The following is a 23,718-nucleotide window of genomic DNA, read 5'->3' as shown; positions in this document are numbered from 1 at the left end:
TGGGTACGCCAGGAGCGGATCAACCGTTCTTGGTGGGCAACTCGGGCACCGTGGGTGGATCGCGTTCGAGCGAGGCCACGTCGGTTTCCGGATCTCCGGGGGCCAAGCCGTCGCTGCTCGGATTGAGTTTGCGGTTCGCCTTTTCCCGGAGCTTTTCTTCCTTCTTCTTCTTCTTGGCCAGCTCTTTCTGGCGCTTCTCGTAGCCGTAATTGGGTGTTGCCACTGCTTCTCCTTGGGCGAGGCAGTCAGGGTGACTGCGCGTGGCCTACTGTAAGCGATAACGGTGCAGTCCCAAGACGGTACCCACTGACGCTCCCAGAGAGCGAGAAGCGATTTTTTACATCCGCGCCAGCGCCTGCTGCAAGTCGGCGCGCAGGTCCTCCACGTCTTCGAGGCCGATCGAAAAACGAACGAGCGTGCCCTTGTAAGGCCAGCGTGCCACGGAGGCATCGCGCATCAGGCCGATGTCGTACGGCACCACCAGGCTGATGGGACCGCCCCACGAATAGCCGAGGCGGAACAGCTGCAGGCTGTCGCAGAAACGGTCGACCTGCTCGGTGCTGTAGCGCTCGTCGAACACCACCGAGAACAGGCCTGCGGCCAGGTCGGTCGCGCCGCACAGCGCGCGCCAGTGCACGTGCCCGGGCGAGTCTTCGAGCGCGGGGTGCAGCACCTGCGCGATCTCGTCGCAGCCGTTGAGCCAGCCGGCCAACTCGCGCGCCGCGCGGTCGTGGGCGGCATAGCGCAACGCGATGCTGGGCAGCGAGCGCAGCAACGTCTCTACGTCGCCCACGCCGATGCCGAAGCCCATGCGCATGTGCGTGAGCTTGAGCGCGCGGTGCAGCCGCTCGTCGCGCGTGATCACGCTGCCCATGAGCACGTCGCCGCCGCCGCTCGGGTACTTGGTGAGCGCATGCACCGAGATGTCGACGCCCTGCCCGCTGTCGTTGAAATCGAAAGGCGCAAAGGCCAGGCCCGCCCCCCAGGTGTTGTCGAGCGCGGTCATCACGCCGCGCGCGCGGCAAACGTTCACGAGCGCAGGCAGGTCGGGAAACTCCATCGTCACCGAACCCGCCGCCTCGACCCAGACCAGCCGCGTGCGGTCCGACAGCTTGGCCGCGAGGTCGGCCGGATTCATCGCGTCGTACATGCGATGGGTAATGCCGAAATTCGCCAGTTCGCCGGTGGCCAGCGCCTTGTTGGGGCCGTAGGCGTTGTCGGGGATCAGCACCTCGTCGCCGGTCTTGAGGAAGGCGAACGACACCAGCGAGATGGCCGCAAGCCCGCTGGGCACGAGCAGGCATTCGGTGCCGCCTTCGAGCGTGGCCAGGCGCTCTTCGAGCGTGAAGGTGGTGGGCGTGCCGTGCAGGCCGTAGGTGTAGCCGGCCTTGGTGCGCCAGTCGCGCGCGCGCATGGCGGCCACGTCGGCGAAGAACACGGTCGATGCCTTGAACACGCCGGGCTGCGGCGCGGCGAAGGTGGCTGGCGGAACGTAGGGGTGGTGGATCAGGGTCGTGGAAGGCTTGCTCATGGAGCGATGCTAGCGCGAGCGCCGCATCCGGGGATTTCGCGGGCGGGGTGATTGCGCCGCGTGGCGGCTCGGCAGACACTTCCCGCGTCATGCAGCTGACCCGACCACCCTCCCCTCATCTGCGGCCCTTTGTGCGGCTCCTGTGGGCCTCCGCGCCCGATGAGCAGCACGAGGGACAGCCGGGCGCGCGCGAACACGTGCTGCCCACGGGTGGCATGCACCTCGTGTTCCGGCTTTCGGGGCCGCCCTTGCGCCTGTTCCAGGACGATGCCGATGCGCGGGGCTTCACGGTGGGCCATGCCATGGTGGGCGGAGCCCGCTCGGCGTTTTTCGTGCGCGACGTGTCGGTGCAAACGCACTCGGTCGGCGCCATGCTGCAGCCGGGCGCGGCCAAGGCGCTGCTCGGTGTACCCGAGGACGCGCTGGCCGACCGCCACACATCGCTGGACGCGCTCTGGGGCGCGGACGCTGACTTCGCGTTAGAGCAGTTCCACGGCACCGACTCGCTGGCGCGGCAACTAGCGATCGCCGATGCCCTGCTGGGCGCACGCCTCGCCGCCTCCGCCATGCACGGACTGCATCCTGCGGTGGCGCAGGCACTGGCCAGCATGGCAAGCGCGAGCGCTCGTGACGACGATGCGCAGGCCGGCGCCATCCGCGAACTGGTGAAGCAAAGCGGCTACAGCCACCGGCGCTTCATCGCTCTGTTCCGCGGAATGACTGGCCTGGCGCCCAAGCAGTACGCGCGCATGTTGCGCTTCGACCGCGTGATCGGGCAGTTCGCCATGGACCCCACCCAGCCCTGGGTCGATCTGGCGCTGCAGGCCGGCTACAGCGACCAGGCGCACTTCAACCGCGACTTCCTGGCCATCGCCGGCATGTCGCCACAGGCGTACCGGCGGGCAGCGCCAGCATCGTCCCGGCATGTGCGAATCTGACTACTCACCCGCAGGTCAAATTTGTTCAAGACGTGAAAAGCAACGGTCGCCAGAATCGCAGCCGTCTCATCAACCCGACTGGACAAGAGCATGGCCATCCACGAACTGTTTCCGTACCTCTGCGTCCACGATGCCGGCGCAGCCATCGAGTTCTATTGCAAGGTCTTCGAAGTGAAGGAAATCTTTCGCCTGACCGAGCCGAGCGGTCGCATCGGCCATGCGGAGCTGGACTTCAACAATGGCGCGATCCTGATGATCTCGGACGAATTCGCCGAATTCAACATCCACAGCGCAAAGACGCTGGGCGGCACGGCCGTCACGTTGCACCTGCACGTGGACGATGCCGACGCGGTGGTGGCGCGCGCGGTCGCCGCAGGCGCCACGCTGAACATGGCGCCGCAGGATCAGTTTTATGGGGAACGTTCCGGCGTCTTCCACGACCCCTTCGGCCATCGCTGGAACGTGGGGCACAGCATAGAGAAGCTGACGCCGGAAGAAATGCAGCGGCGCTATACCGCGATGCTCAGCGACGCCGGGTGAGCCGGCAGCGCTGCTTATTGCCGAAGGGTCGACCGATGGATCAGACCGACCACTTCTCGATCAGCTTCTCGGCGCCCATGGAGTCGTAGCCTTCGAAGGGCTGGTGGATCCACGGGTTGGTGGCAAGGAATTCCACCTGGTAGTCGGGCGTGAAGGTCGACAGCGCCTTGGTCCAGATCACCGCGCTGCGCAGCTCGGTGATGGGCGGGTAGTTGTTGCGCAGCATGTCCATCACGGCATGCAGCGTGTGCCCCGAGTCGGCCAGATCGTCCACCAGCAGCACGCGGCCGGCAATCTCGCCCTTGGGCGTGGTGATGAAGCGGGCGATGTCGAGGTGGCCCTGCACCGTGCCGGCGTCGGCGCGGTACGAGCTGGTCGACATGATCGCCAGCGGCTTGTCGAAGATGCGCGAGAGCACGTCGCCAGGGCGCATGCCACCGCGCGCCAGGCACAGGATAGTGTCGAACTGCCAGCCCGACTGGTGCACCTTGATCGCGAGCTTTTCGATCAGGTTGTGGTACTCGTCGTAGCTGACATAGAGATGCTTGCCGTCTTCGGTCAACATGGTTCTTCTTTTCCTCTTCAGTCGGCCAGGTAGGGGTGGCGCATCATGATCGTGTGGTCGCGGTCGGGGCTGGTCGACACCATGTGGATCGGCACGCCAGTGACCTGCTCGATGCGCTGCAGGTACAGGCGCGCATTGATCGGCAGCTTGTCGTACTGCGTGACGCCAACGGTGCTTTCACTCCAGCCTTCGAGGGTCTCGTAGATCGGCGTGCAGCGCTCGATCTCGTCAGCGCCCATCGGCAGGATGTCGGTGATTTCGCCGTCGAGTTCGTAGCCGGTGCACAGCTCGAGCTTTTCGAGGCCGTCCAGCACGTCGAGCTTGGTGATGCACAGGCCCGACAGGCCGTTGACCTGCGCCGAGCGCTTGAGCAGCGCGGCGTCGAACCAGCCGCAACGGCGGCTGCGGCCAGTGGTCACGCCCTTTTCGGCGCCCACGGTGCTCATGTGGTAGCCCGGGGTGCCGGGCGTGGCCCAGTCGAGTTCGGTGGGGAACGGACCGCCGCCCACGCGCGTGCAGTAGGCCTTGGTGATGCCGAGGATGTAATGCAGCATACCCGGGCCTACGCCCGACCCGGCGGCGGCATTGCCGGCCACGCAGTTGCTGGAAGTGACGTACGGGTAGGTGCCGTGGTCGACGTCGAGCAGCGTGCCCTGCGCGCCTTCGAACAGCAGGTTGGCGCCGTTCCTGTGCGCGTCGTTCAGCTCGCGCGAAACGTCGGCCATCATGGGCTTGAGCAGCTCGGCGTGCCTCATGGCCTCGTTGAAGACTTCGTCGAAGTCGATGGCCGGGGCGCTCAGCACCTGCGTCAGCACGTGGTTGTGCAGGTCGAGCAACACGCGCAGCTTGGCCGCGAAACGCTCGGGGTGCTTCAGGTCCTGCACGCGCAGGGCGCGGCGGGCGATCTTGTCTTCGTAGGCAGGGCCAATGCCGCGGCCGGTGGTGCCGATTTTCTCGATGCCGCCCTTTTCGCGGTAGGCCTCGCGCGCGATGTCCAGCGCGGCGTGGAACGGCAGGATCAGCGGGCAGGCCTCGCTGATGCGCAGGCGCGAACGCACCTCGACGCCAGCCTTCTCCAGCCCTTCGATTTCCTCGAACAGCTTGGCGGCCGACAGCACCACGCCGTTGCCGATGTAGCACTTGACGCCAGGCCGCATGATGCCGCTCGGGATCAGGTGCAACGCGGTTTTCACACCGTTGATGACCAGCGTGTGGCCCGCGTTGTGGCCGCCCTGGAAGCGGACCACGCCCTGGGCGCTTTCCGTCAGCCAGTCGACCAGCTTGCCTTTGCCCTCGTCGCCCCATTGGGTGCCGACGACGACCACGTTTCTTCCGGTGGTTACGCTCATGCTCGTTCCATTACTTCAAAAATTCAGATCGCTCGGACAGTCCACTGGCCAGCTTGCTCGACGAGCTCGCGGTCGCAGCGGAATTCATCGATTTCGCTGCCATGGCCCGGCAGCACGCAGACTACCGTTTCGCCGGCCTTGCGCAATTGGGCAATTGCCTGACGCAGCCCGGCCGCGTCGCTCCAGGGTGCGCGGATGGCAGCGCGCAGCGGGCGGGCCGGCAGCACGCCGACCAGTTCGCGCACGTCGAGGCTGAAGCCGACCGCCGGACGGTTGCGGCCGAACACGGCCCCCACTTCGTCATAGCGGCCGCCGCGCACCAGCGAATCGGCCGCGCCGGGCACGTAGATGCCGAAGCGCATGCCGCTGTAATACGCATAGCCGCGCAGGTCGGCCAGGTCGAAGCTGATCTGGCGGCCGGCCACGCCTTGCAGACCGGCGGCGAGCTGCTTCAGGTCGGCAAGAGCAGCGCCCACGGCGGGCGTGCCTTTCAGCGCCTTGGCGGCCTCGTCGAGCACCGACGCGTCGCCGTACAGCTGGATGAGGGCACGCAGCCCCTCGCGCGAGGCGGCGGGGAAATCCTTGGTGAGCGATTCGAGTTCGCTCGCGTCCTTGGCGGCCAGCGCTGCATGCACCCGGGCCAGCGCGGCCGCATCGACCGGCACGCCAGCGAACAAGGCGCGCACGATGCGAGCATCGGCCAGGTCGACGATCACGCCGTCGCGCAGGCCGGCGGCATCGAGGCAGTCGAGCGCCAGCAGCAAGGTTTCGATGTCCGCTTCGAGACCGGCATGGCCATAGATCTCGGCGCCGAACTGCAGGGGCTCACGGGTGGCGTGCGGGCGATCAGGCCGGGTGTGGAGCACCGGACCGCAGTAGCACAGGCGGGCAACACCGTCACGGTTCAGCAGGTGGGCATCGATGCGCGCCACCTGGGGGGTGGTGTCGGCACGCAGGCCCATGCTGCGGCCGGAAAGCTGGTCGACAAGCTTGAAGGTTTGGAGATCGAGTGCCTCGCCGGTGCCCGAGAGCAGCGATTCGAGATGCTCGAGCAGCGGCGGCATCACCAACTCGTAGCCATAGCCACGGGCGGTATCGAGCAGCTGGCGTCGAAGTTCTTCGATGTGGCGCGCCTCGGAGGGCAGCACATCGGCAATGTGATCCGGGAGGACCCAGGCGGACATGGGGATCGGGGGCGTGGTTAAACCGGGATTCTACCGGGACCGCGACCAGCCCAAGACTAGGCCAGGATCCAGAGCAGTATCAAACCCAGCAGGATGCTGCAAAGTCCGAAGAAACGAAGCTGGCCATCGCGCAGCTGCATGAGCTGCCCGAAGCCGCGCCGCCACCCTCCTGGCGAGACGAAAGGCAGGATGCCTTCGATCACCAGGACGAGCGCCAATGCGCTCCAGAAAGTGTCGGCGCTCACGGCTCCTGGCGAAGAATCAACGACGAGGCGCGTTGGTGGTCGAGCCCGAGCCTTGCATGGCGCGGAAGAAGTCCGACGATGGGTCGAGCACCATCACGTCGCTCTTCTTGTTGAAGCTCTGCTTGTAGGCATCGAGGCTTCGATAGAACTGCGCAAACTGCGGATCGCGGCCGAAGGCTTCGCTGTAAGCGGAAGCGGCCTGGGCATCGCCCTCACCCTTGATCTTCTGGGCGTCGCGGTAGGCGTTCGCCACGATCACCTCGCGTTGGCGATCGGCATCGGCGCGAATCTTTTCGCCTTCAGCCGTACCAGTCGAACGCAGCTCGTTGGCCACGCGCTTGCGTTCGGCTTCCATGCGGCGATAGACCGATTCGGTGATGGCTTCCACGTAGTCGACACGCGTGATGCGCACGTCGACCACGTCCACGCCCCAGGGCTTGGCGCCCTTCACCACCGACAGCACTTCGCGCTGCACGTCGGCCATGAGGGCTTCGCGGCGCACCGAGATCAGGTCGCGCACGGTGCGCTTGTTGATGTTCTCCTGGAACGCATTGCGTACCACGCGGTTGAGCTGCATTGCACCGGCGTTCTCGTCAAGGCCGACGTTACGGATGTAGGCCTGCGGGTCGGAGATGCGCCAGCGCACGTACCAGTCGATCACCACGCGCTGCTTCTCGGCTGTGAGCATGGGCTCGGTGTCCACGCTCGACAGCGTCAGCAGGCGCTTGTCGATGTACGACACGTTCTGGAACGGCGGCGGCAGCTTGAAGTTCAGGCCGGGCTCGGTAATGACCTGCTTGATCTGGCCGAGGGCATAGACCACGCCGAACTGGCGCTGGTCGACCACGAAGAGGGTCGAGCTTGCCAGCACGAGCAGCACGAGGATCGACGTGGCGATGAATCCGATTCTGTTCATATTCTTTCGGGCCTTTCTCAACGCACGTCGCGGTCACGCGAGCGGCCATCGCGGCCACGCACGTCGGTCGTCGCAGGGGCCACCGGGATCACCGAGGACTGGGCCGGCGCGGTGCCGGCAACGTTGGGACTGGCCGCATCGACCGGGGTGGCCGCTGCGGCGCCGCTGTTGCCGCTCATCTGCATGAGCTTGTCGAGTGGCAGGTACAGCAGGTTCGAGCCCTGCTTGCTGTCGACCAGCACCTTGGTCGTGCTGGCGTAGATCTGCTGCATGGCGTCGGTGTACATGCGGTCGCGCGTCACCTGCGGGGCTTTCTGGTATTCAGCCAGCACCGCGCTGAAGCGGCCTGCATCACCCTGGGCCTGGGCCACGATCCGCGCCTTGTAGGCCTCGGACTCTTCCTTCAGGCGCGAAGCCGTACCAGTGGCGAGCGGCACCACGTTGTTGGCATAAGCCTGCGCGTCGTTCTTGGTGCGCTCGCGCTCCTGCCCGGCCTTGAGCACGTCGTCGAACGCGGCCTGCACCTGCTCGGGCGGGCGCACGCCGCCCTGCTGCAGGTTGATGCCGACGACTTCGACGCCGATCTTGTAGCGGTCGAGGATGGTCTGCATCAGCGCACGCACGCGCGGTGCGATCTGGTCGCGCTCTTCGGCCAGCGCGGCGTCCATCTTCATCTTGCCCACCACCTCGCGCACGGAGGTCTCGGCCACCTGCACGACGGTGTCGGCAGGCGACTTGCTCTCGTAGAGCCAGGCGCGCGGGTCGCTCAGGCGGTACTGCACGGCGAACTTGATTTCGACGATGTTCTCGTCTTCGGTCAGCATGGCCGATTCGCGCAGGCCGGTGGAGCGCACGATGGCATCGCGGCCCACGTCGGCGGAACGGATCTGCGTGGTCACCACCACTTCGTGGCGCTGAATGGGATACGGCAGGCGCCAGTTGAAGCCTGCACCCACGGTGCTCTTGTAGCTGCCGAACTGCGTGACGACCGCCTGCTGGCCTTCGTTCACGATGAAGAAGCCGGTGCCGAGCCAGATCAGGACGGCCACTGCGGCCACGAGGCCGAGGCCGAATCCTGCGTTTTTCATGTCGGGCCTGTAGCCGTTGCCACCACCGCCGCTGCTGCCGCCGTTGGGACGGTTGCCGCCACCCTTGCCGCCGAAGAAGCCACCGAGCTTGCGATTGAGGTCGCGCCAGAGTTCGTCAAGGTCAGGCGGGCCCTGGTTGGGGCCTTGTCCGCGGGGACGGTTGTCGTTGCTGTTGTTGTTGCCCGGAGGCGGGGGCGTCGGTGCGCCGGGGGGATTGGCATCGGGGGGGCGGTTGCCGGCCGGGCGGTCGCCGTTGGAGGACGACGGTTCGTCGCCGCGCCCCCATCGGCCATCGTTCAGGTTGAACATGCCCAGAAACCCTCTCCGCGCTGGCTTTGAATTCATTCGCTTCGTTCTCTTGTCAGTGGCGGGATTGTGCCCAATCAATCGGCTGCATCGTGCAATTCAGCGTTTGCCCCAGGGGTCATCGTATCGGCTACGGAACCCGACTGCCGGGCGAGCTCGGCGCGCAACAGCGGCACGCCCTCGCCGCTCTTGGCGCTGAGGAAGATGCGGGGAACCTGCACGCCGTCGATTTCCATCTCGTCCTGCAGATGCAGCGGATGTTGCGCGCTTTCAAGGGCGTCGAGCTTGTTGAATACCAAAAGCTGCGGAACGGTGTCGGCACCGATCTCGCGCAGCACCGCCTGCACCTCGGCCATCTGCTCGGGGTAATGCGGGTTGGAGGCGTCGATCACGTGCAGCAGCAGGTCGGCGTCGACCGCCTCCTGCAGCGTGGCCTTGAAGGCATCGACCAGGCCGTGTGGCAGGTCGCGGATGAAGCCCACGGTGTCGGAGATCGATACCTGCCGCCTCCGTCCATCTTCGGTATTGCCCAGGTAGAGGTTGCGCGTGGTGGTGTCGAGCGTGGCGAACAGCTGGTCGGCCGCATAGGCGCGGGCCTTGACCAGCGCATTGAACAGCGACGACTTGCCCGCGTTGGTGTAGCCCACCAGGGAGATGTTGAAGGTCTCGCGGCGCTCGCGCTGGCGGCGCTGCGTGCCGCGCTGCTTCTGCACCTTGGCGAGACGCTCGCGCGTGCGCTTGATCGACTCGCTGATCATGCGGCGGTCGAGCTCGATCTGCTTTTCACCCGGGCCGCCGCGCACACCCGCACCGCCGGTCTGGCGCTCCAGGTGGGACCAGCGACGGACCAGCCGTGTGCTGAGGTACTGCAGGCGAGCCAGCTCGACCTGCAGCTTGCCTTCGTGCGAACGCGCACGCTGGGCGAAGATCTCGAGGATGAGGAAGGTCCGGTCATAGACGGCGACGTCGAGCTGGCGCTCGAGGTTGCGCTGCTGCGCAGGGCTCAGGGCCTGGTCGAAGATGACCTCGCTCGCCCTGTACAGGGCGGCCAGCTCCTTGATTTCTTCGGCCTTGCCGCTGCCAACGAACAATGCCGCATCGGGCGCCTTGCGCTTGCACGCAAGACGGGCGACGGGCGTCAGGCCCGCGGTCTGCGCAAGCAGGCCGAGTTCCTCTAGTTCGCTGTCGAAATGGGGCAGCCCGAAATCGACGCCGACGAGAACGGCGGCGCCTTCCTGGCGGGGGATCAGTTCAGACAAGCGGGATCAGAAATTGGGAAAAAGCGCGGCAGCAGAGCCGCCGCGCTCCGCGCGATCAGGCTGCGGCGTCGTCGTTCTCGGCAGCCGAGAAGTTGACGGCACGACCCGGCACGATGGTGGAAATGGCGTGCTTGTAGACCATTTGCGTCACCGTATTGCGAAGCAACACGACGTACTGGTCAAAAGACTCGATCTGGCCCTGCAGCTTGATACCGTTCACCAAATAAATGGAAACCGGCACGTGCTCACGACGCAGGGTGTTCAGAAACGGGTCTTGCAGAAGTTGCCCTTTATTGCTCACGATATTCTCCGTGTTCAAGAGTAGTTGTTGGAGAGATGACCTTAACACAGGGTTTCTGCGCTGCAGCAATCGGGGTCAAAAGCCTTGAGAAAATAACGGTTCTCAAAAGGCGGAACTTCCACTCCTGCTGCAACTCATTGGCCGCCATCGGCGGCCAAGCTCCCTCAATCGTCCTTGTCGGCAAATGGATTGTGCGAGCTCTTGAACTCGATGCGCAAGGGGGTACCCACAAGGTCGAATTCCTTGCGGAAGCGCCCCTCGAGGAAGCGCTTGTAAGCGTCGGTGACATGCTCCAGCGAATTCCCGTGGATCACGATCACCGGCGGATTCATACCCCCCTGATGCGCATAGCGCAGCTTGGGGCGGTACATGCCGCCACGCTTGGGCGCCTGGAACTGCACCGCCTCCAGCAGCAGGCGTGTCAGCACCGGGGTCGACATCTTGCGCGTGGCCGACTTGTGGGCCTGCGCAATCGCCTGCCACACCGGGCCCAGGCCCTGGCGCTTGATGGCCGAGATGAAATGCAGCGCCGCGAACTTCAGGAACGGCAGCCGGGTCTCGATCTGCCGCTGGATCTGCTCGCGCTGATAGCTGTCGACCGCGTCCCACTTGTTGATGGCGATCACCACCGCGCGGCCACTCTCGAGGATGTAGCCGGCAATGTGCGCATCCTGGTCGGTCACGCCCTGCGTGGCGTCGAGCAGCAGCAGCACGACATTGGCCGACTCGATGGCCTGCAGCGTCTTGACCACCGAGAACTTCTCGATCGCCTCGAACACCCTGCCCTTGCGGCGCAGGCCGGCCGTGTCGATCAGCTCGAAGCGCTGGCCGTTTCGCTCAAAAGGCACGGAGATGGCGTCGCGCGTGGTGCCCGGCATGTCGAAGGCCACCAGGCGCTCTTCACCCAGCCAGGTGTTGATCAGCGTGGACTTGCCCACATTGGGCCGGCCGGCCACGGCCAGCTTGATCGGCTTGTTGACCTCGTCCTCGTCCGTCTCGTCGTCGGGATCAGGCAGGTTCAGCGGCTCGAGGGCAAGCTCGACAAGGTCGCGCATGCCCTGCCCGTGCGCAGCCGACACGCCATGCACGTCGCCGAAGCCGAGTTCGTAGAAGTCGACCAGCTTGGTGCCGTCGTGCATGCCCTCGGCCTTGTTGGCCGCCAGCACGCAGGGCTTGCCAAGGCGGCGCAGTTCGTTGGCAATGTCGTGGTCTTGAGCCGAGAGGCCCTCACGGGCGTCGACCACGAAGATCACCACGTCGGCCTCGGCCACGGCCTGCCGAGTCTGCTTGGCCATTTCCTTGTAGATACCGCTGCCCGCGTCAGGCTCGAAGCCGCCGGTGTCAATCACGATGAACTCGTGCTTGCCCAGGCGGCCGTTGCCGTAGTGACGGTCGCGCGTGAGTCCGGCGAAGTCGGCGACGATGGCGTCGCGCGTCTGGGTCAGGCGGTTGAAGAGGGTCGATTTGCCAACGTTGGGCCGCCCGACCAGGGCCACGACCGGCTTCATGGCCGGCCTTTCGATGGCTCGGTATTCATGGTCGGGCCTTGGAAAAAGAAAGAAAAGTTATTCAGGGCGATAGCCAAAAACGCCACCCTTGGCAGTCACCACCACGACCGTGTTGCCGGCCAGTACCGGCGTGACGGTGATGGCCGAGCCATCGGGCGTGATGCGATTGAGCAGCGCACCGTCTTCGCGCGAGACGAAATGCAGCGTGCCGGTGTCTTCGCCGACGATCAGCGAACGGCCCACGGCCAGCGGTGCGGTGAGGTTGCGACTCTTGAAGCGGCTCATCTGCCAGGCGCGTTCACCATCGGCACGGCGCCAGGCCACGACGCTGCCGTCGGACTCTGTGCCATAGACAAAACCACTGTCGCCGCTGACGCCGTCCGCGCCCGAAGCCGGCTTGCTCCAGACCAGCGAACCGCGCACGGTCTCGACGCAGCCGACGCTGGCGTAGTAAGCGCGGGCGCAAACCGTGTCGCCAAAGCGGCTCACGCTGCCGGTCAGGTCGACCAAGCGCTCCACGTCGTTGGTGCCGCGCGGAGCCGCAATGGGCGACTCCCAGCGCGAGGTGCCGTTGGCGGGGTTGATGCCGACCAGACGGCCGCCGATGCCGGCCACCAGCGTGTCGCCCACGGCGATGAGCACGCCCGACTTGCGCAGCACCAGGTTTTCTCCGGCGCGCTGCTGGATCCAGAGGCGACGGCCGCTCTGGCCGTCCCAGGCGCTGATGCTGCGGTCGGCGGTCTGCACGAACACGCGGCGGCCTGCCACCAGCGGTGCGGTGAAAGCCTGGGCCGAGAGCTTCTGCTTCCACAGGACCTTGCCGTTCTCGATGGCGACCAGCTCGTTGCTGGTGGTGACGACCGCAGCCATCGACCCGTCGCTGCCGACACCTGCAGCCAGCGGAGCACCGGCGCTGACGCGCCAGGTTTCGCGGCCGGCGCGGGCGTCGATGGCGACCACCGTGCCGTCGCTGCCAGCCACGGTAACCGTGTCGCCGCTGACGTCAGTGCTGAGCGGGAACTGGACATCGGGGATGCGCACAGTCCAGGCCTGGCGCACGCCCATCAGGGCCGGGTTGGCAGGCAGCTCGGCCGGCTTCGGCTTGCTGGTGCCAGAACAGGCGGCGAGAAACGCTACCAAAACAAGAGCTGATCCCGCACGCAAGGCGGTCGATTCAGGCATGAAACGCTTGAAATTCATGATGCGGTCAGGGAGTTTTGGGGGCTGCGGGTGTGACGGTGACGACGGGTGCCAGGCTCTTCGGATCGACACCGACCGCGTTGAGCTTGATTTCAACCAGACGGCGATAGTCCGAGGTGGCGCCAAGGCCGGTCCACGCCTTGCGGTATTCGGTCTGCGCTTCGGCGCGCTTGCCTTGAGCCAGGTAGATGTCGCCCTTGCGGTCGGCCACCAACGGTTCGAATTCCTTGGGCACGCTGCCGTCGAGCTGCTTGAGGGCATCGTCGTAAGACTTGCTGTCGAGCAGTTCGGCCGCCAGCCGCAGCCGGGCGATAGCCTTGTAGCCAGGGTCGATGGCGTTCTGCGCGACCCATTCGAGCTCGGCGCGCGAGCCTGCGGCATTGCCCTTCTCGTACAGCGTCTTGGCGACCAGCAGGCCGGCCTGTTGCGCATAGGCAGTGCCGGCGAAGCGCTTCTTCATGTCGTCGAGCACGAGAGCGATGCGTGCCGGGTCGCCCGCCTGCGCGGTCTTCTCGACCTCGTCGTAGAGCGACGAGGCCTGCGCCGCCTTGTTGCGGCCATACCATTGCCAGCCGTTCCAGGCCACGAAGGCGCCAGCGACGAGCAGCACGACCGAAGTGATCAGGGTGCCGTATGTATTCCAGAAATGCTTGAGCTGGTCGAGCTGTTCCTGTTCTTCGAGGTCGAGGTGGGTTGCCATGCGCTGTCAGTTGTTGGGAGCCGGCGATTGTAGGGTGGCGGCCCAGGCGGCCACTTCAGCAAGTGGCCGGGAGGTTTGCGCGCCGCTTCCGTCGCGCAGCGCCTTGAGAGTCACTTCGCCGCGTGCAAGTTCATCGGCGCCGAAGATCAGGGCGTAGGTGGCGCCGCTGTTGTCGGCCCGCTTGAACTGCGACTTGAAGCTGCCGAGGCCATCCGCCGTGGCGGCGTGCATCTGCACACGCACGCCGGCGTCACGCAACTGCTGCAGCGTACGCAGCGCCACCGGCATGGCGGAAGCATCGGGCACGACGGCATAGACATCGGGGGCACGTACCGGGATCTGGGTGCCCTGCTCCTTCATGAGGTCGAGCACGCGCTCCACGCCGATCGCCCATCCCACTGCAGGCGCCGGCTTGCCGCCGAGTTGCTCGAACAGGCCGTCATAACGGCCGCCGGCGCACACCGTGCCCTGCGAGCCGAGCCGGTCGGTCACGAACTCGAACACGCTGAGGTTGTAGTAGTCGAGGCCGCGCACGAGTCGCGGGTTGATGGTGTACGCAACGCCGTTGGCATCGAGGATGGCCTTCAACCCCTCGAAGTGCGCCAGCGATTCGGCACCGAGGAAATCCATCAGTCTCGGCGCCGACTCGACCACGTCCTTCATCGCCGGATTCTTGGTGTCGAGGATGCGCAGCGGGTTGCTGTGCAGGCGACGCTTGCCGTCCTCGTCGAGCTTGTCGGCATGTGCCTCGAAATGCGCGATGAGCTGGGCGCGGTGCTGCGCCCGCTCTGCCGGTTGGCCAAGGCTGTTGAGTTCCAGCCGCACGTCGGTCAGGCCGATCGCCTTCCAGAGCGCGCTCGCGAGCAGGATCAATTCAGCGTCGACGTCGGGACCGGCAAAGCCCAGCGCCTCGACGTCGATCTGGTGAAACTGCCGGAAACGCCCGCGCTGCGGCTTCTCGCGCCGGAACATCGGCCCGATGGCCCACAGGCGCTTGCCGCCGTCGTAGAGCATGTTGTGCTCGATCGCGGCCCGCACGATGCCGGCGGTGTTCTCGGGGCGCAGCGTCAGGTGGTCGTTGTCGCCGTATTTGTCCGAACGGTCGTGGAAGGAGTACATCTCCTTCTCGACGATGTCCGTCACTTCGCCGATGCCGCGCACGAACAGCGCCGTGTGCTCGAGGATCGGCGTGCGGACGTTACGGTACGCATAGCGCCCCATCAGATCGCGCACGGTGGCCTCGAGCCATTCCCAGCGCGCCGATTCGGGCGGCAATATGTCGTTCATGCCTTTGACGGCATTCAATTTTTCAGCCATGAGTCTGCGGAGGTGTCAGGCCGCGACAGCGTGTTCGCCGCCGAAGCGCTTTTCGATGTAGGTTTCGACGAGCTGGTGAAACTCGTTGGCGATATTGTCGCCGCGCAGCGTGAGTGCCTTTTCGCCGTCGATGAAGACCGGCGCGGCGGGCGCCTCGCCGGTGCCGGGCAGGCTGATGCCGATGTCGGCATGCTTGCTCTCGCCAGGGCCGTTGACGATGCAGCCCATGACGGCCACCTTCATCGTCTCGACGCCCGGATATTTCTTGCGCCAGACCGGCATCTGCATGCGCAGATAGTCGTCGATCTGCTTGGCCAACTCTTGGAAAGTAGTGCTGGTGGTGCGGCCGCAGCCCGGGCAGGCCGTAACGCTGGGCACGAACACGCGCAGCCCCAATGCCTGGAGGATTTCGGAGGCGATCACCACCTCCTGTGTGCGCGACTCGCCCGGCTGCGGCGTAAGCGACACGCGAATGGTGTCGCCGATGCCCTCCTGCAGCAGGATCGACAGCGCCGTGGCCGATGCCACCGTGCCCTTGGTGCCCATGCCGGCCTCGGTGAGGCCCAGGTGCAGCGCATAGTCGCAGCGGCGGGCCAGCTCGCGGTAAACCGAGATCAGGTCCTGCACGCCGCTCACCTTGCACGACAGGATGACCTGGTTGCCAGCCATGCCCATCGATTCGGCGAGCTTCGCGGACTCGATGGCCGAGGTGATCAGCGCCTCGTACATCACCTGCTTGGCGTCCCACGGCTCGGCGCGCTGGCTGTTGGTGTCCATCAGGCTGGCGAGCAGTTCCTGGTCGAGGCTGCCCCAGTTGACGCCGATGCGCACCGGCTTGTTCCAGCGCATGGCCGCGTCGATCATCTGGCCGAACTGGCGGTCGCGCTTGTCGCCCTTGCCCACGTTGCCGGGGTTGATGCGGTACTTGCTCAGCGCTTCGGCGCAGGCCGGATAGTCGGTGAGCAGACGGTGGCCGTTGTAGTGGAAGTCGCCGATCAGCGGCACATCGATGCCCATGCGATCGAGCTGCTCGCGGATGTAGGGCACCTGCGCCGCGGCTTCGGGCGTGTTGACTGTGATACGGACCATTTCCGAGCCGGCGATGGCCAGCTCCTTCACCTGGATCGCGGTGCCGATGGCATCCACGGTGTCGGTGTTGGTCATGGACTGCACGCGCACGGGGGCGTCGCCGCCCACCGTGACCACACGCGAGCCCCAGGTCACGCTGGACTGGCGCGAGCGGCGCGCCTTGGGCGCCGCCGATGGAATGGGATCGGGATAGCAGTCGGTCACGATTTCACCTCGAAGCGCGCCACGCCACCGCCGCGCGTGACAGGCGTCAGATCGTAAGGCTTGCCGCTTACCTGCACATCGACCGCCGACGCACGGCCCACCACCACCGACAGTGGCAGCGCGCCCGACAGGCCGACCGTTTCGCCGGCCTGCAGGCTGCGACGCAGCAACTGCTTGCCGCCGGCTTCGGTTACGGTGATCCAGCACTCTTCACGTGCCACGAAAACGAGTTGCTGGCTGCTTGCGCTTGCGGCAGTCGCCACGGGAGCGGCGGGGGCAACCGCAACCGCCGCGGGGGCAGATGGCGCATTGGCAGCGACTGCGGCGGGCGCTTGGCCCACCGGAGCGCTCGGTGCCACAGCCTGCGAGGGCACCGTTTCGGCCACGGCGCCAGTTGCGCTGGCCGAAGCCGGTCCGTTCGCGGGCGCCGATTCGGTATCAGTCTCGCTGCGCGCCGTCAGGCGCGACACGGAAGCACTGATCTGGTCGAACACCGATTGCGGCAACCAGAACAACGCAGCCGCGCCAACCAGCAGCACCAGCACCACGATCAGCAATCCGCGCGAAGGCAGCCCGCTGGAGCGTCCGCTGCTGTTCCAGCGCGGCGTGCCCGAGGTGATGTTCGTCCGAAGGGTTCGGTCGGCCTCGGCCAGCGACACCCTTTGCGTGCTGGGCAGCTTCGCAAGCACGGGCGCCGGGTCGATGCGCAAAGCACGGCAGACACTGCTCGCCAGGGCGCGAGCGAAGACCGGGTCCGGCAACGAAGCAATGTCGTCTGCTTCAAGCGCCATGAGCTTCTGCGGCGGCACCTTGAGGGCGGCCGCCACCATCTCGATGTGCAGGCCATGGGCCTCGCGCGCTTCGCGCAGCAGGTCGCCGGCGGTCTTGTGCGTGATGTCGCCTTCTTCCAGCGGCAGCGCTGCGGAAGTGCCGAACTCCGAAACCCGATCAGTCATTGAAATTCCCGCGCTCGTACGCTGTTGCCTCCCGCGACTGGGGGAAGCGTCGTTGCAGTTGGCCTCCCAACTGCGCGACTGCCTCGCGGTTGTTCAGCTTTCGTTCGATCTTTATGCCGAGCCAGAGCGTCTCGGCGCTGGCCGAGGCACTGTTGTTGACGCGGCGAATGTAGAACTGCGCGCGCGACCATTCTTCGCGCTGCGCCAACACCGAAGCAAGGTTGAAGCCAACCACCGGATTGCCGGCGTCGATCTCGTAAGCCTGCATGAGGCTGCGCTCGGCTTGCACGCGCTGCCCAGCCTTGAGCTCGCACACGCCCTGCGTCATGAGCGTCTTGGCGCGGTCGGCATAGCTCGGCACTGCCAGCGCCTCGGTGAACTGCGCAGCCGCATCCCCATAGCGGTTCTGCTGGCACAGCAGCCAGCCGTAGTTGTGGCGCGCGTTGGGGTCGCGCGGATTGATGGCGATGGCACGGCGGAAGCTGTCTTCGGCCATGCCGGCATCGTCGAGCCGCATGTAGACCAGGCCGCGCAGGTTGTAGGCGTCGGCGTTATTGGGGTCGGCGACCAGCGCCTGCTTGATCTCGTCGAGCGCGACGGTGGTCTGGCCATGCTCGAAATAGCCGGCGGCCAGTTCCATGCGCAGGCGCGCGCGGCGCTGCCGGCTGGATTCGTCGGATTCGGTGACCACCTCGGTCCCCTTGCCCGAACTGGTGTCGGCCAGGCTGGTGGTGGTGGTGCGCGTGTTCACGCAGCCCGCAAGCAGCAATGCCACGGCGACACCCGCGAAACCTGTAGTCAGCATCCGCTGCACGTTCGCGATCGTCGTCGGAATGACCATGCTCATCAGTTCAATGCTCCTGGGGGGCGGCCTTGCGGACCGGATGCAAAACAACGGGGCGCTCGGTTGCACGGCGCTGGGCCATGCGCTCGGCCGCGCGGGTGCGGTCCTTGACGTCGCCGGCGAGCTGGCCGCAGGCGGCATCGATGTCATCACCGCGCGTCTTGCGCACGGTGGTCACGAGACCAGCTTCGCTCAGTGTCCTGGCGAATGCCAGCACGCGCGGCTGCGGCGAACGCAGCAGACCCGAGGCCGGAAACGGGTTGAAAGGAATCAGGTTGAACTTGCACGAGATGCCGTGCGTGCGCACCAGTTCGACGAGCTGCCGCGCATGCTCGGGCTGGTCGTTCACGCCATCCAGCATGCAATATTCGAAGGTGATGAAGTCGCGCGGCGCGTGCGCCAGATAGCGCTTGCAGGCCTCGATCAGTTCGGCGATCGGGTATTTGCGATTGAGCGGCACGAGGTCGTCGCGCAGCGCGTCGTTCGGCGCATGCAGCGAAACGGCCATGGCCACCGGGCAATCGGCGCCCAGGCGGTCGATCATCGGCACCACGCCGGAGGTCGACACCGTCACGCGGCGGCGCGACAGCCCGTAGGCGTTGTCGTCGAGCATGGTGCGCAGCGCGGGCACCAGCGCGGAATAGTTCTGCAGCGGCTCGCCCATGCCCATCATCACCACGTTGGAGATGACGCGCTCGTCGCGCTTCAAGTGCTTGCGCAGGAAGTGTTCGGCAAACCAGAGCTGGGCGACGATTTCCCCCGTGCTCAGGTTGCGGCTGAAGCCCTGATGCCCAGTCGAGCAAAAGCGGCAACCGACCGCACAGCCGGCCTGGGACGACACGCACAAGGTGCCGCGGTCGTCCTCGGGAATGAATACGGCTTCGACGGCATTGCCGTCACCGACGTCGAACAGCCACTTGATTGTGCCGTCCTTGGATTCGTGCTGCGTTATGACCGGCAGGGCCTCCACGCGCGCAGTGGTCGCGAGTTTCTCGCGCAGCGACTTCGCCAGATCGGTCATCTGGGTGAAGTCGCTGGCGCCACGCTGGTGAATCCAGCGGAACAGCTGCGTGGCGCGGAATTTTTTCTCGCCGAGTTTTTCGCAGAACGCAGCCAACCCCTCGAGATCGAAGTCGAGCAGATTGGCCGTGGTCATGGAATCGGTCGAGATGCGGCTTCAGCGCGCGTAGACGTTGAGGCCGGCGAAGAAGAAAGCGACTTCGTTCGCTGCGGTTTCGGCAGCGTCCGAACCGTGCACGGCGTTGGCGTCGATGCTGTCGGCGAAGTCGGCGCGGATGGTGCCGGCGGCTGCCTTCTTGGGGTCGGTGGCGCCCATCAGATCGCGGTTCTTGGCGATGGCGTTTTCGCCTTCGAGCACTTGCACGAACACGGGGCCCGAGATCATGAACTCGACCAGGTCCTTGAAGAAGGGACGCTCCTTGTGCACGGCGTAGAACTGTTCGGCTTCGTTGCGCGACAGGTGCACCAGCTTGGCGGCGACGATCTTGAGGCCAGCAGCTTCAAAACGGGAAACGATCTTGCCGATGACGTTCTTGGCAACTGCGTCGGGCTTGATGATGGAGAGGGTACGTTCGATAGCCATTGAAATGCTTCCTGGAGCTTTGATTTTGAAGTGTTTTGTCACAACTGCAACGAATTTGTTGCGTCACATGTCGACAAAGCCTCTGATTTTAACCGGCGCAGCCTTGCGGATTGGTGAAAACCCCGCGAAAGGCCGCGCTCCGACGGCTGACCTTCAGCGCCCGCGACGGCGTCCGCCGCCTTGGCCGCCCTGACCGCCGAAGCCGCCACCACCGCCCCCGCCTCCACCACGACGCGGGCCTCCGCGCTGCTCCTTGCGCTGGCGCGAGAAGCTGTCGGCACCGATGTACCCCAACGAGGTCTTCATCGGATCGGGCTGATTGGCGCCGCTCGGTTGACGGTCGTCGCCCTGCTGGCGATTGCCGCCGCCCTGGCGGTTGCCGCTGTTGCCACGGCGTCCCTGCCCCTGGGGCGGGCCGCCATTGCCACCGCCACGATTGGGGCGCCCCCCCCGGTCGCCGCGCGGCGGACGGCCATCGCCAAGCGGATTCGGAATCGGCGCTTCGCGTCCGCCTTCTTCGCGTGCATCGCGCATGTCGCGCGGCGGCTGGCCACCACCGCCACCATTGCGGTTGCCCCGGCGCTTCTTGTTGCGCCCGTTGCGGCCATTGCCGCCACCGCCCTCCTGCCCCGGGCCGCGCTGCTGCTGCTGCGGACCGGGCCGGGCAGCCGCGCCACCGGAGGCCTGGAACAGCGCTCGGATGTCGCGCTCGTCGAGCTCCATCCAGGCACCGCGCTTCAGGCCGCGCGGCAGCACCATGGCACCGTAGCGGATGCGGATCAGCCGGCTGACCGCATGGCCCACCGACTCGAACAGGCGGCGCACTTCGCGGTTACGCCCTTCGGAAATGGTCACGCGATACCAGCAATTCGAGCCCTCGCCGCCACCGTCTTCGATGGTGCCGAACTGCGCCATACCGTCGTCGAGGCGCACGCCGTCGAGCAGCTTCTGCTTTTCTTCGCTGGTGAGCGCGCCCAGCACGCGCACGGCGTACTCGCGCTCCAGGCCGAAGCGCGGGTGCATGAGCTGATTGGCCAGGTCGCCAGAGCTGCTGAACAGCAGCAGGCCTTCGGTGTTCAGGTCGAGGCGACCGACCGACTGCCACTTGCCTTGCTGCAGGCGCGGCAGCTTGCGGAACACGGTCGGGCGGTTCTGCGGATCGTCATGCGTGACCACTTCGCCCACGGGCTTGTGGTACGCGATCACGCGGGGCGGCGGAGGCGCGATGCGGTAGCGGATCGGCTTGCCGTTGATCTTGACCTGGTCGCCGAACTGGATGCGCTGGCCGATGTGGGCCGGCTCGTTGTTGACGGAAATGCGGCCCTGGAGAATCAGCTGCTCCATTTCGAGCCGCGAGCCGAGGCCGGCCTGCGCCAGCACCTTGTGCAGTTTGGGCGAATCGGCCTCGGGCAGCAGCACGCGCTTGAGCGGCGGGACTTCGGGGCTTTCTTCGTCGGCATCGAACTGGCCGGAGATGACGTCCGCGAAGCGGATCGGCTCGGGCGGCAACGCATTGCGCTGCTCGCGCTCGGCGGCGCGGCGGGCACGGTCGAGGTCGTCTTCTTCCTCGTCGGGCTCTTCTTCGTCTTCGTCCTCGTCCCGTTCTTCGTCGTCCTGGTCGTGGATGCGATCGGCTTGTTCGGGCCGTGGCGCCTGGCGCGCGGCCTCGACCGGCGCCGGATCTCGAGCTTCTTCTTCGACGGCAGCGAAAACAACCGGAGCTTCCTCTGCAACAACAGCTACCGGCACGGCCATCTCGGACGCTTCCGCGACGGGCAACGCCGCCGCCTCATCCGCCACAGCCTGCTCCACCGGCTTCTTCTTGCGAGGCGCGCGTGGCTTCTTGGGTGCTTCAGCCTCCGCCGGCGCTGCGACTTCCTGCGCCGCAACCTCTGGCGCTACCGATTCAATAGCATCACCTGCAGCCTTCTTGGGCGTGGTCGCCCTCTTCTTCTTTTTGACTTCGGGCTCGGCCGGCAGCATCGCCGCGTCTTCGGTGTCGGTTGTGCTCATGAGGTTTTTCCGGGAGAGGGAGCGTGGGGGTCGGCCTCGTCCTGGGACGGGGCATCGGGTTCTGGCGACGGCGCCTGGGCGGGCCCGGCGGGGGATTCGGTGTCTACCGCGTTCTCGGCAAACTGCGCTTCGGCGGCTTCGACCGCTTCTTCGGCGACTTCTGGCGCCATGTCGATGACGGCGGGCTCTTCTGCCGGCACTTCTTTGTCTTGCTGCGAGGCAGCGACTTCCTGCTCCGCTTCGGCAGCGGCGGACTCCAGCTCTGCCATCGCCGATGCATCCGCATCGCCCTCGGCCAATGCTTCGGCCTCCGGCGCGGCATCGATAGGCAGCCCCTGCTGCTCACCCGACGCCCGTTCGAGCGCATCGACCAGCGCGGCCTGCTGCGCGGGCGTCTCGATCAATGGCAGCTGATCGAGCGAGGCAAGGCCCAGGTCGTCAAGAAACTGGCGCGTGGTTGCATACAGCGCCGGTCGGCCGACCGTTTCGCGGTGGCCGATGACTTCGACCCAGCCGCGATCTTCCAGCTGCTTGAGGATCAACGAGTTGATCGTGACGCCGCGGATGTCTTCCATGTCGCCGCGCGTGGCCGGCTGCCGATAGGCAATGATGGCCAGCGTCTCGAGTGCGGCGCGCGTGTAGCGCGGCGGCTTCTCGGGGTGCAGGCGGTCGAGGTGGTCGCGCATCTCCGGCCGGCTCTGGAAGCGCCAGCCGCTGCCGACGCTCACAAGCTCCAGGCCGCGTTGCGCCCAGTCTTCCTGCAGTTCAAGCAACAGCACCTTGATGGTGTCCACACCCAGTTCGTCGTCGAACAGCACGCGCATATCGCGCACCGGCAACGGCTGGCTCGAACAGATCAAGGCGGTTTCGAGAATGCGCTTGGCATCCGCCGTATTCATGGTTCGCGTTATCCGGGAAAAGGCGCCTCAGGGACGCTTGTTCAGAAGGATGAAAGGAGTAGGCGCTGCAGGCACGCGGCAAATGCAACGCAAGGCCGGCCTTGGGTGACCGGCGCGGCCCTCGGGCCGTCAGGCGCGATTGTAATCCAGCCCCCAGGACTGCAAAGCCTGGACGAGATCTGGCGGCGGCGGCGAACGGAACTCCATCGCCTCTTGCGTGACGGGATGCACGAAGGCCAGCCTGAATGCATGCAGCGCCTGGCGAGACAGCCCGGCAGCCGGCGCGCCGCCGTAGAGCGCATCGCCCACCAGCGGATGCCCGATCGACGCCATGTGCACGCGGATCTGGTGGGTGCGCCCGGTTTCGAGCGTGCAGCGCACAGCGCAGCCTTCGGCGTTGCTGTCGAGCCGCTCGATCAGCGTGCGTGCCGTCTTGCCCGCATGCCGCTCGAGATCGACCACGGCCATGCGCAGCCGGTTGCGCGGGTCGCGGCCGATGGGGGCATCGACCTGGCGGGCTGCGGCGCCCTCCCAAGGCTTGTGGCCGATGGCCAGGTACTGCCGCTTGACCTCGCGGGCGGCGATCAGCGCCACCATCGCGTCCATGGTGGCGCGGGTGCGCGCCACCACCATCAGGCCGCTGGTGTCGCGGTCGAGCCGGTGCACGATGCCAGCGCGCGGCAGCAGCACCGCCTTCGGGTCCAGCGCCAGCAGGCCATTCAGGAGCGTGCCGCTCCAGTGCCCGGGTGCCGGATGCACCACGAGGCCGGCCGGCTTGTCGACGATGCGCAGGTGCTCGTCCTCGTACACGGTGACGATGTCCATCGCCTCGGGCCGGAAGGCCTGGCTCTGGGGCGTGGGGCGCAATTCGATGCGACCGGCCTGCCCCGCCTTCACTGTGGCCGAGACCTTGGTGAGTGTGCGGCCCTGCAGCTCCACCGCGCCAGCCTCGATCAATTGCTGCAGGTAACTGCGGGAAAACTCGGGTACCAGCGCGGCAAGCGCGCGGTCCAGCCGCTGGCCGTGCTGGGCCGGATCGATGACGAAAGGCCGCTGCTCGCTGGGCTCGATCGGATCGGCGCCCTCTTCGATCTCGGCCACCTCGGCGGTCTCGGGGATATTGCCCAAAGGGTCGGTCGATATAATTGAGGGCAACTGTTTCA

Annotated in this window: 24 protein-coding genes; 2 read left to right on the top strand and 22 right to left on the bottom strand. The window is 66.0% G+C overall.

All coding sequences use genetic code 11. The features are described from left to right. Positions 1-19 precede the first annotated feature (19 nt). Positions 20-223, bottom strand: coding sequence for a hypothetical protein (locus ACN9MV_RS13390; RefSeq protein ID WP_093052173.1), 204 nt, complete (start codon positions 221-223; stop codon positions 20-22). Positions 224-337: 114 nt separating this feature from the next. Continuing rightward, a complete protein-coding gene (locus ACN9MV_RS13385) occupies positions 338-1,531 on the bottom strand; it encodes a PLP-dependent transferase (protein ID WP_093052176.1) in 1,194 nt (397 codons plus the stop codon). 89 nt (positions 1,532-1,620) lie between these two features. On the opposite strand from ACN9MV_RS13385, the gene ACN9MV_RS13380 reads away from it, so the two are divergent. Together ACN9MV_RS13380 and ACN9MV_RS13375 are read left to right on the top strand one after the other, a co-directional pair. Next, positions 1,621-2,469 carry a DUF6597 domain-containing transcriptional factor gene (locus ACN9MV_RS13380; protein WP_426392640.1) on the top strand — a complete coding sequence of 283 codons (849 nt, stop codon included), beginning with the start codon at positions 1,621-1,623 and terminating at the stop codon, positions 2,467-2,469. Between the two features lie 90 nt (positions 2,470-2,559). Further along, positions 2,560-3,009 carry a VOC family protein gene (locus ACN9MV_RS13375; RefSeq protein ID WP_093052182.1) on the top strand — a complete coding sequence of 150 codons (450 nt, stop codon included), beginning with the start codon at positions 2,560-2,562 and terminating at the stop codon, positions 3,007-3,009. A gap of 40 nt (positions 3,010-3,049) precedes the next feature. Here ACN9MV_RS13375 and ACN9MV_RS13370 read toward each other — a convergent pair whose 3' ends face one another. The 20 genes from ACN9MV_RS13370 to ACN9MV_RS13275 form a co-directional block, all read right to left on the bottom strand. Further along, positions 3,050-3,574 (bottom strand): phosphoribosyltransferase, encoded by a 525-nt coding sequence (locus tag ACN9MV_RS13370; RefSeq protein ID WP_081269111.1) that lies wholly within the window; start codon positions 3,572-3,574, stop codon positions 3,050-3,052. Positions 3,575-3,591: 17 nt separating this feature from the next. Further along, on the bottom strand, positions 3,592-4,923 hold the full coding sequence (locus ACN9MV_RS13365) for an adenylosuccinate synthase (RefSeq protein ID WP_093078104.1): 1,332 nt from the start codon (positions 4,921-4,923) through the stop codon (positions 3,592-3,594). Between the two features lie 23 nt (positions 4,924-4,946). Further along, positions 4,947-6,107, bottom strand: a complete 1,161-nt coding sequence (locus ACN9MV_RS13360; protein WP_426392638.1) for an ATP phosphoribosyltransferase regulatory subunit — start codon at positions 6,105-6,107, stop codon at positions 4,947-4,949. Between the two features lie 56 nt (positions 6,108-6,163). After that, on the bottom strand, positions 6,164-6,352 hold the full coding sequence (locus ACN9MV_RS13355; protein WP_081269108.1) for a DUF2065 domain-containing protein: 189 nt from the start codon (positions 6,350-6,352) through the stop codon (positions 6,164-6,166). Between the two features lie 16 nt (positions 6,353-6,368). Then, positions 6,369-7,268 (bottom strand): protease modulator HflC, encoded by a 900-nt coding sequence (gene hflC / locus ACN9MV_RS13350; RefSeq protein ID WP_093176659.1) that lies wholly within the window; start codon positions 7,266-7,268, stop codon positions 6,369-6,371. A 17-nt stretch (positions 7,269-7,285) separates the two neighbouring features. Further along, complete coding sequence (gene hflK / locus ACN9MV_RS13345; protein ID WP_093052194.1) at positions 7,286-8,665, bottom strand: FtsH protease activity modulator HflK; 1,380 nt, start codon at positions 8,663-8,665, stop codon at positions 7,286-7,288. Positions 8,666-8,739: 74 nt separating this feature from the next. Beyond that, positions 8,740-9,921, bottom strand: a complete 1,182-nt coding sequence (hflX, locus tag ACN9MV_RS13340; RefSeq protein ID WP_093078099.1) for a GTPase HflX — start codon at positions 9,919-9,921, stop codon at positions 8,740-8,742. Between the two features lie 55 nt (positions 9,922-9,976). Then, positions 9,977-10,222, bottom strand: coding sequence for an RNA chaperone Hfq (gene hfq, locus ACN9MV_RS13335; protein WP_012747311.1), 246 nt, complete (start codon positions 10,220-10,222; stop codon positions 9,977-9,979). A gap of 164 nt (positions 10,223-10,386) precedes the next feature. Beyond that, positions 10,387-11,730: a ribosome biogenesis GTPase Der gene (der, locus tag ACN9MV_RS13330; RefSeq protein ID WP_056598124.1), complete on the bottom strand. Its 1,344-nt coding sequence runs from the start codon at positions 11,728-11,730 to the stop codon at positions 10,387-10,389. A gap of 57 nt (positions 11,731-11,787) precedes the next feature. Further along, complete coding sequence (gene bamB, locus ACN9MV_RS13325) at positions 11,788-12,930, bottom strand: outer membrane protein assembly factor BamB (protein ID WP_093052200.1); 1,143 nt, start codon at positions 12,928-12,930, stop codon at positions 11,788-11,790. Positions 12,931-12,937: 7 nt separating this feature from the next. Continuing rightward, positions 12,938-13,630, bottom strand: coding sequence for a YfgM family protein (locus ACN9MV_RS13320; RefSeq protein ID WP_093052203.1), 693 nt, complete (start codon positions 13,628-13,630; stop codon positions 12,938-12,940). A gap of 6 nt (positions 13,631-13,636) precedes the next feature. Then, positions 13,637-14,947 (bottom strand): histidine--tRNA ligase, encoded by a 1,311-nt coding sequence (gene hisS / locus ACN9MV_RS13315; RefSeq protein WP_093052206.1) that lies wholly within the window; start codon positions 14,945-14,947, stop codon positions 13,637-13,639. A gap of 15 nt (positions 14,948-14,962) precedes the next feature. Then, positions 14,963-16,240: a flavodoxin-dependent (E)-4-hydroxy-3-methylbut-2-enyl-diphosphate synthase gene (gene ispG, locus ACN9MV_RS13310; protein ID WP_093052209.1), complete on the bottom strand. Its 1,278-nt coding sequence runs from the start codon at positions 16,238-16,240 to the stop codon at positions 14,963-14,965. Next, a complete protein-coding gene (locus ACN9MV_RS13305) occupies positions 16,237-17,196 on the bottom strand; it encodes a RodZ domain-containing protein (protein WP_426392633.1) in 960 nt (319 codons plus the stop codon). Before ACN9MV_RS13305 ends, ispG begins: the two co-directional genes overlap by 4 nt. Continuing rightward, positions 17,189-18,043: a type IV pilus biogenesis/stability protein PilW gene (pilW, locus tag ACN9MV_RS13300; protein ID WP_426392631.1), complete on the bottom strand. Its 855-nt coding sequence runs from the start codon at positions 18,041-18,043 to the stop codon at positions 17,189-17,191. The genes ACN9MV_RS13305 and pilW overlap by 8 nt, the downstream gene beginning before the upstream one ends. 4 nt (positions 18,044-18,047) lie before the next feature. Next, positions 18,048-19,196, bottom strand: coding sequence for a 23S rRNA (adenine(2503)-C(2))-methyltransferase RlmN (gene rlmN / locus ACN9MV_RS13295; RefSeq protein ID WP_093052217.1), 1,149 nt, complete (start codon positions 19,194-19,196; stop codon positions 18,048-18,050). Between the two features lie 21 nt (positions 19,197-19,217). Then, positions 19,218-19,643: a nucleoside-diphosphate kinase gene (gene ndk / locus ACN9MV_RS13290; RefSeq protein ID WP_093052220.1), complete on the bottom strand. Its 426-nt coding sequence runs from the start codon at positions 19,641-19,643 to the stop codon at positions 19,218-19,220. 153 nt (positions 19,644-19,796) lie between these two features. After that, a complete protein-coding gene (locus ACN9MV_RS13285; protein ID WP_426392629.1) occupies positions 19,797-21,656 on the bottom strand; it encodes a pseudouridine synthase in 1,860 nt (619 codons plus the stop codon). Next, entirely contained in the window at positions 21,653-22,555 is a 903-nt protein-coding gene (scpB, locus tag ACN9MV_RS13280; RefSeq protein ID WP_426392627.1) for an SMC-Scp complex subunit ScpB, read from the bottom strand. The genes ACN9MV_RS13285 and scpB overlap by 4 nt, the downstream gene beginning before the upstream one ends. A gap of 129 nt (positions 22,556-22,684) precedes the next feature. Then, a complete protein-coding gene (locus tag ACN9MV_RS13275) occupies positions 22,685-23,710 on the bottom strand; it encodes an RluA family pseudouridine synthase (protein WP_426393164.1) in 1,026 nt (341 codons plus the stop codon). Positions 23,711-23,718: the final 8 nt, after the last annotated feature.

The sequence above is a fragment of the Variovorax sp. R-27 genome, assembly GCF_049913215.1.
Classification (GTDB): domain Bacteria; phylum Pseudomonadota; class Gammaproteobacteria; order Burkholderiales; family Burkholderiaceae_C; genus Variovorax.
This window is presented reverse-complemented; position numbering and strand designations above follow the sequence as displayed.